At 73.2% G+C, this 7,446-nt stretch carries 6 protein-coding genes and 1 pseudogene; 5 read left to right on the top strand and 2 right to left on the bottom strand.

Annotated features, from left to right (window positions below; genetic code table 11):
* From JKV81_RS18800 to JKV81_RS18780, 5 genes and pseudogenes are all read left to right on the top strand, one after another.
* Positions 1-634, top strand: a pseudogene (locus JKV81_RS18800) (histidine kinase); the annotation flags it as partial.
* Positions 631-1,110, top strand: a complete 480-nt coding sequence (locus JKV81_RS18795; protein WP_099174508.1) for a roadblock/LC7 domain-containing protein — start codon at positions 631-633, stop codon at positions 1,108-1,110. The pseudogene JKV81_RS18800 and the gene JKV81_RS18795, both read left to right, overlap by 4 nt.
* Positions 1,107-1,520 carry a DUF742 domain-containing protein gene (locus JKV81_RS18790; protein WP_099174507.1) on the top strand — a complete coding sequence of 138 codons (414 nt, stop codon included), beginning with the start codon at positions 1,107-1,109 and terminating at the stop codon, positions 1,518-1,520. The genes JKV81_RS18795 and JKV81_RS18790 overlap by 4 nt, the downstream gene beginning before the upstream one ends.
* A complete protein-coding gene (locus JKV81_RS18785; protein WP_099174506.1) occupies positions 1,501-2,160 on the top strand; it encodes a GTP-binding protein in 660 nt (219 codons plus the stop codon). The genes JKV81_RS18790 and JKV81_RS18785 overlap by 20 nt, the downstream gene beginning before the upstream one ends.
* A 40-nt stretch (positions 2,161-2,200) precedes the next feature.
* Entirely contained in the window at positions 2,201-3,442 is a 1,242-nt protein-coding gene (locus JKV81_RS18780) for a styrene monooxygenase/indole monooxygenase family protein (protein WP_129265418.1), read from the top strand.
* 63 nt (positions 3,443-3,505) lie between these two features.
* Here JKV81_RS18780 and JKV81_RS18775 read toward each other — a convergent pair whose 3' ends face one another.
* Complete coding sequence (locus tag JKV81_RS18775) at positions 3,506-4,660, bottom strand: C40 family peptidase (protein WP_202076876.1); 1,155 nt, start codon at positions 4,658-4,660, stop codon at positions 3,506-3,508.
* 151 nt (positions 4,661-4,811) lie between these two features.
* Positions 4,812-7,415 (bottom strand): outer membrane protein assembly factor BamB family protein, encoded by a 2,604-nt coding sequence (locus JKV81_RS18770; protein ID WP_202076875.1) that lies wholly within the window; start codon positions 7,413-7,415, stop codon positions 4,812-4,814.
* Positions 7,416-7,446: the final 31 nt, after the last annotated feature.

The following is a 7,446-nucleotide window of genomic DNA, read 5'->3' as shown; positions in this document are numbered from 1 at the left end:
GCCCACCGAGCCCGCACCGGCCCCGGCGCCCGCACCGGCCCCCGCGTCCGCCGCCGGACCCACTGAGCCCGCGCCGGTGTCCGCCGCCGAGCCCGCCGCAGGCCCTGGCAGCTCCGGGCCCGAGCCTGTTTCAGAGCCCGAGCCGGTCTCCGAGTCCGAGACCACGATGCAGGTCCGGCTGCCCGCGCAGCAGGACGCGCCGAGCCCGTACGCCATCGGGCCCGACCGTCACGAGCGCGCCGCCGACACCAGCCCGGCCCCCGCCGCCGACACCCGCCCCGCGCCCGCCGCCGCTCCGGCCGCCGACGCCGTCCCGGGCCCCCGGCAGCCGCTGACCGGACTGGGTGAGGAGGTGCCCGACCCGGCGCCGCTGCCCGAGCGCCTCACGGACAAGGGGCTGCCCAAGCGCACCCCGAAGATCGCGCCGCCGCCGTCCGCCCCGCCCACCGAGCGCAAGGGCAGCTTCGACAAGGAGGCCCTGCGCCGCCGGCTCGGCGGTTTCCACCAGGGCGCCAAGGACGGCCGCCGCGATGTCGAGGCGGAGATCGCCGACACGGGGCCACAGACCGACCATGACCGTACCGACGGTCGAATCGATGAGACGGGGGACACAGTCGAGGAGGCACGCAGTTGACTGCGCCCAGCACATTCGGGCTGAGCACCGAGGCCCGGAACCTTCACTGGTTGCTGAGCAATCTCGTGGAGGAGGTGCCAGGGGTCCACTCGGTCACCGTCGTCTCGTCCGACGGGCTGATGCTGCTCTCCTCGGACCCCGGTCTCGCGACGGCCAAGGAAGCGGGACGGCAGACGGGCCCCAGGGGCTCCAGCGCCGACCTCGCCACCATCGTCTCCGGCATCGGGTCCCTCACCATCGGTGCCGCCAAACTGATGGACGGCGGCGGCGTCAAGCAGACGATGGTCGCGATGGACGAGGGCAGCGTCTTCGTCATGTCGATCAGCGACGGTTCCCTGCTCGGTGTGCACGCCACCCCCGACTGCGACATGAGCGTCATCGCCTACCACATGGCGCTCTTCGTCGGCCGTGCCGGACACGTTCTCACCCCCGAACTCCGCAGTGAGCTGCGCAAATCGATGGAGAGCACCCAGTGACGTCAGCTGCTGAACCCGTACGAAAACTCCCGGTCAGGGGCGCCGACCGCAAGGCCGCACGGGTCCGTCCGTACTCCCTCACCGGCGGCCGCACCCGCTTCGGCCACGTCCTGCTCGTCGAGACGTTCGTCGCCGCGCTGGACGCCCCGGAGGAGCGCCGCGAGCTCACCAACGGCAACCTCGCCTCGCGCGTCATGCCCGAGCTCCGCGCCATCGTGGAACTCTGCCGCCGTATGCGTACGGTCGCGGAGATCTCGGCCCTGCTGAAGATGCCGCTCGGTGTGGTCCGGGTGCTGCTCAGCGACTTGGCCGACCAGGGAAAGATCCGCGTCTACGGGACCGGTCACGGCACCGGACAGCCCGACCGCGCGCTGCTCGAAAGGGTGCTCAATGGACTCCGCCGTCTCTGAGGCGCCGCTCTTCACTCCGCGTCAGCGGGGGCCGCAGGACCAGCAGGACCGGCCCGACGAGACGGTACAGACCTGGCAGCTCGACCACACCCGCGCCCCGATCGCGACCAAGATCGTGGTCGCGGGCGGATTCGGCGTGGGCAAGACGACCTTCGTCGGCTCGGTCTCCGAGATAACCCCGCTGCAGACCGAAGCGCTGATGACGCAGGCCAGCGAGGAGACCGACGACCTCACCGCCACGCCCGACAAGGTCACCACGACCGTGGCGATGGACTTCGGCCGCCTCACCCTGGACGACGACCTCGTCCTGTACGTCTTCGGCACGCCCGGTCAGCAGCGCTTCTGGTTCATGTGGGACGACCTGGTGCGCGGCGCGATCGGCGCCGTCGTCCTGGCCGACACCCGGCGTCTCGCCGACTGCTTCGCCGCGCTCGACTACTTCGAGAGCTGCGGCCTTCCCTACATCGTGGCCGTCAACCACTTCGAGGGAACGACCGGTTACGAGGAGGCCGACGTCAGGGAGGCCCTGACCATAGCTCCGCACGTACCTGTTGTGATCATGGATGCGCGTAAGAGGATCACCGTCGTCGAGTCGCTGCTCGCCCTGGTGGGCCACGCGCTCGACGTCGCCCCCGAATGACGACGACATACGCGCCCAGTACACGTAACGGAGAACCGCGATGCGGAAGATACTCATAGTCGGAGCCGGCCAGTCCGGTCTCCAGCTGGCCCTCGGACTTCAGTCCCACGGGTACGAAGTCACCCTGATGTCCAACCGCACCGCGGACGAGATCCGGTCCGGCCGGGTCATGTCGACGCAGTGCATGTTCCACACGGCCCTGGAGCACGAGCGCGATCTCCAGCTGAACTTCTGGGAGTCGCAGGCCCCGCGGATCGAGGGCCTCGGCGTCTCGGTCGCCGGCCCGGACTCCTCGCGCGTCATCGACTGGGTCGGCAAGCTGGACGGGTTCGCCCAGTCCGTCGACCAGCGCGTCAAGATGGCCGGCTGGATGGAGACGTTCGCCCAGCGCGGCGGACAGCTCGTCATCCACGGCGCCGCGGTCTCCGACCTGGACTACTTCTCCCGTACGTACGACCTGGTGATGGTCTCCGCCGGCAAGGGCGAGCTCGTCTCCATGTTCGGCCGGGACGCCTCCCGTTCGCCGTACGACGCCCCGCAGCGCGCCCTGGCCGTCGCGTACGTCCACGGCCTCGGTCCGCGCCCGGAGCACCCGGAGTTCGACGCGGTGCGCTGCAACCTGGTCCCGGGTGTCGGCGAGCTCTTCATCATGCCGACCCTGACGACGTCGGGCCGCGCGGACATCCTCTTCTGGGAGGGCGTCCCCGGCGGTCCGCTCGACGCCTTCCAGGGCATCAAGGACCCCTCGGAGCACCTGGCCAAGACCCTGGAGCTCATGGAGCGGTTCACCCCGTGGGAGTACGCGCGCGCCACCAAGGTCGAGCTGACCGACGCCAACGCCACCCTGGCGGGCCGTTACGCCCCGACCGTGCGCAAGCCCGTCGGCCGGCTGCCCGGCGGCGGTCTGGTCCTCGGCGTCGGGGACGTCGTCGTCGCCAACGACCCGATCACCGGGCAGGGTTCCAACACCGCGTCCAAGTGCGCGCACTCCTACCTCCACTCGATCCTGGAGCACGGCGACCGGCCGTTCGACGAGGAGTGGATGGAGGCCACGTTCGAGCGGCACTGGGAGAAGACCCAGCACGTCGTGAAGTGGACGAACGCGATGCTCGCGCCGCCGCCGGAGCACGTGCTGAACCTGATCGGCGCGGCCGGCCAGCTCCAGCCCGCCGCCGACCGGTTCGCCAACGGGTTCAACGACCCCGCGGACTTCGACAACTTCTTCTTCGAGCCGGAGAGGACGAACGCGTACCTCGCCGAGATCTCGGGCGCGCAGGGCTGACACCCGGCCGCGCACGGGGAACCGGGCCGCCACGTCCGTCACGAGGGCGTGCCGGCCCGGTTCTCACTCCTCCGGGGCACCCTGGGCGTCGTACCCCGTGTCCGCCCCCGAGGTGGCGCCCTCGGGGAGTTCCGGCAGGGTGTACGCGCCGAGGGGCTCGCCGTCCGGGTCGGGGCGTACGGCCCCGAGCAGCGGGTTCGAGGCCAGTGGGGAGACCTTCACCGTGGCTCCGGGCCTGGGGGCCTGCACCACGAGGCCGTTGCCGATGTAGAGCGCCACATGGGTCGCCTTCGGGAAGTAGACCACCAGATCGCCGGGGCGCAGCGAGCCGATGGGCACCTTCGGCAGTTCGGCCCACTGTTCCTGCGAGGTGCGCGGGATGTCCCGGCCGGCGGCGGACCAGGCCTGCGAGGTTAGCCCGGAGCAGTCGTACGAGTCCGGGCCCTCCGCGCCCCACACATAGGGCTTGCCGATCTGCTCGACGGCGTAGCGGACGGCCTCCCCGCCCTCCTTGGTCGGCGGGCGTACGGAGCTGAGCGCCCCCGAGGCGGTCAGCGCGTCCTGGGCCGCGCCGATGTTCTTCTCCTCCAGCGCCGCCACCGCGGCGAGCTGTTCGGCCGAGAGCGAGGCCAGCATCGCCTCGATGCCCTTGAGCCGGGTCTGCACGGTGTCGCGCTGCTGCTTCTGGCGGGCGGCCAGCACCCGTTGCTGTTCCTGCGCCTTCCTGGACTTGGCCTCCAGGACCTCGGCGTGCTTCTCGGCGCCGGTCAGCCGGTCCACCACGGCCGAGCGGCCCGCCTGGGCGCGCTCGATGACATGGCTCTGCTCCAGGGCGCGGGACGGGTCGTCGGAGAGCAGCAGTTGCATGTACACGGAGAAGTCGGTGCGCCCCTGGTACTGGTCGCGTGCCAGCCGCCCCGCATCCCGGCGTCCGGCGCCCAGAGCGGCCCGCGCCCTGGCCAGCTCGGCGTGCACCTTCCTGGCCTCGGCGGTCCGCTTCCGCAGCTCCACCTCGGTGCCGTTGTAGACCTCACCGGCCTCCTCGGCCTGCCGGTAGAGGGTCTGCAGCTGCTTCAGGAGTCCGGCGACGCTCTGCGGCGCCCCGGCGGCCGGGCCGGGGGCCGGTGGCGGCCCCGACGGCTCGGCGACGGCGGGGGAGGCGGCGACGACCGCGGCCAGAGCCGCGGTGCAGAGGGTGCGCGCGAACCTGCGTGACACGACATCACCTCCGGTGACAGGGGCGAGGCCGATTAATCGGACTACCCCACAAGTGCTCGGATCTCGTCCATCCGGTCACTCGGTGTCGGGTGATGCAAGGACCGCCCGGCGTGCCGTCCGGGGGATGCCCCGAACGGTGGACGCCGGGGTGTCACTCCACGGGGAACGCGTAGAAGGCCCGTTCGCGCTGGACGACGGCGGTCTTCTTGGCGGCCAGCACCCGGTAGGGCGCGCTGACCGTGGCGCCCTTCGGGTCCTGGGCCCCGATGTCCTGGAACTTCCACAGCCGGCGCCCGTCCGCCGCGGCGAACGCCGTCACCTGCGAGGTGTCCGCGGCGAGCAGCGTCTTCCCACCGCCGCTCAGCGTGAGCGCGGGGGCGTTGCCGCCGAGCGGAACCTCGGTGGACCGCCGCCAGAGCAGCTTCCCGGTCGCCCGCTCGACCGCGCCGACCTCCTGGTTGCGGTTGGTGGTGTGGAGCAGCGTCCCGGCAGGGAGGGGCGTGCCGAACACGGACGAGGCGGTGCCGTTCAGGGTCCAGACCGGCTTCCCGGTCGCCGTCTCGAAGGCCAGGAGGTCGTCGCCGACCGCGCCGTACAGCTGCCCCTGCTCGTCACCGGCCGCCGCGCCGGCCGGGGCGACCGCGCCGAACTGCCGGTTCCACAGCAGCTTCCCCGTGGTGCGCTCGAAGCAGCGGAAGAACGCCTTGCCCTTGCCCGCCGTCACATCGGCGGGGGTGAGGGTGCCCGCGTCCTGGCGTACGACGATGTCGGCGTCCCTGACGGCGGTCAGCCGGTAGGCGGGGGTGCCGGGCGCCCGGCCCGCGGGGACGGCGACGCGCCAGAGCTCCTTGCGCTCCACGACGTCGTACGCGAAGAAGTACGCCTTGACGACCTGGGTGTCCTTGCCGGGCTTCTTGCCCTTCTTCGGCTTCGGCGCCTTCACGGTGACGGTGTGGGAGCCGGTGAACCAGAGGACGGACCCGGACAGACCGGTGAGCGGGCCCACCTTCATGTTCGGTACGCCGGTGAACTGGTCCACGAAGCGCACCCGGTGCGTGATCCGCCCGTCCTTCGGCGACAGCCAGAGGAACTCGGTGGGGCTCGCCAGGAAGCAGAGGCCGTCCCCGGCGGTCAGGACCGTCTGGGCGCCCGCCGCGTCGGCACGCTCCCACCTCTTCCGCCCGGTCCGCAGATCGACGGCGGTCGCCCCGGCGGTGTCCGTCAGCACCAGCAGTTCGTCCTGCCAGACGCCCGCGGTCAGGGGGGCCGGTGCGGCGGCCGGGTGCGTGTACATCCACCGGGGGTCCGGCGCCCGGCCGGGGACGGCGGGGCGGGTCTCGGCGGCCGGCTTGTCGTCGGCCGGGGCCGGATCGTCGGACCCCAGGGCGGAGACGGCGGCCCCGCCCAGGACCAGCCCGGCCGCCCCGGCCGCGACGGTGGTGAGCAGCGCACGCCGGCTGGTGGCCGGCGCGGCCGTGGCGCGAGGTGCGCCGGTGGGTGCGGCGGGGGGAAGAGCGGGGGGCAGGGCCTGCGGGAACGCGGTGGCTGCGGCGGGTGCGGTGGGCGCGCCCTGCGGGGTGGCCGTCGCCGGGTAGGCGTACGGGTAGGGCTGTGCGGGCGGCGGGGCGGGTGTCGGGGAGGGCGGGGGTACGGCTCCCGGGGGGAGGGCGAGCTGGGTCGTGGCCCGGTCGGACTGCGGCGCGCGCGCCCCGGTCCCCAGGAAACGAGTGGTCCGGCTGTCCTCGCCGATATCGCCGTTGTCCCCGGTGCCGGTGTGCTGCGCGCTCCCTGCGGGGGCCTCGTCCCGAGGGACGGCGCCCGTGGGCACCGCGTCCTGGACCGGCTCCTGGTCCGCCTCCACCGGAGTCTCCAGCGCCCGCACCCGCGCCGCCTGGTCCGTCACCGCGGCGGCCAGCGGCCCGGGGAGCCAGCCGCCCTTGGCGAGGCCCGCCGCGCCCTCCAGCGCCAACTCCGCGGCGACCGCTCCCGCTGCGGGCCGGTCGTCCGGGTCCTTCGCCAGACAGCGGGCGATCAGCGCACGCAACTCGTCCGGTACGTCGCCGAGTTCGGCCGAGCCGTGTGCGATCCGCTCCGCCGCCTCCTCCACGGGCCCCTCGGCGAGCGGGGTCGTCCCGGTCGCCGCGTACGCCAGGAGCAGGCCCAGGACGAACAGGTCGGACGCCGGGCCCACCTCCTTGCCCTCGACCTGCTCGGGGGTGAGGTAGCCCAGCCGTACGGACAACTGCCCGCCCTCGCGCGCCTCGGCGGCGGCCGCCGCCCCCAGGGGCCCGAACGCGGTCAGCCGGGGCCCGTCCTCGGCCAGCAGCACCGTCTCCGGCGCCAGGCCCTGGAGCACGGCCCCGGTGGCGTGCACCCGGGAGAGCGTCTCGGCCAGGCCCGCGCCCAGTATCCGCACGGCACGCTCGGGCAGCGGCCCCGCGAGGCCGATCGCCTCGGCGAGCGTCACCGCCGGCACATAGGCCGTGGCGGTCCACAGCGCGTCGTCGTCCGGCGAGGCGAGCGGCGGCTGCACCCAGCCCCCCGCCAGCCGCTCGGCGGTACGCGCCTCGGCCCGGAAGCGGCGCCCGAAGGCGGGCACGGCGGCGAGGGCGGGCCGGGCGGCCGTCACCACGGCGAGATCGTCGCCGTCCACGCCCCGGGCCACGAAGTGCACGGCGCTCGCGCTCGCGCGGAAGCGGGCCAGCGCGGTGTACGGGCCGAAGTGGCGTGGATCGTCCTGACGCAGCGCCTCCATGGCGCACCCCCCTTGTGACCGTGCCCTCGGC

Source organism: Streptomyces silvae, from assembly GCF_016745505.1.
Taxonomy (GTDB): domain Bacteria; phylum Actinomycetota; class Actinomycetes; order Streptomycetales; family Streptomycetaceae; genus Streptomyces; species Streptomyces silvae.
The sequence above is the reverse complement of the archived record's forward strand: the minus strand, read 5'-3'. Positions and strand labels throughout refer to the sequence as shown.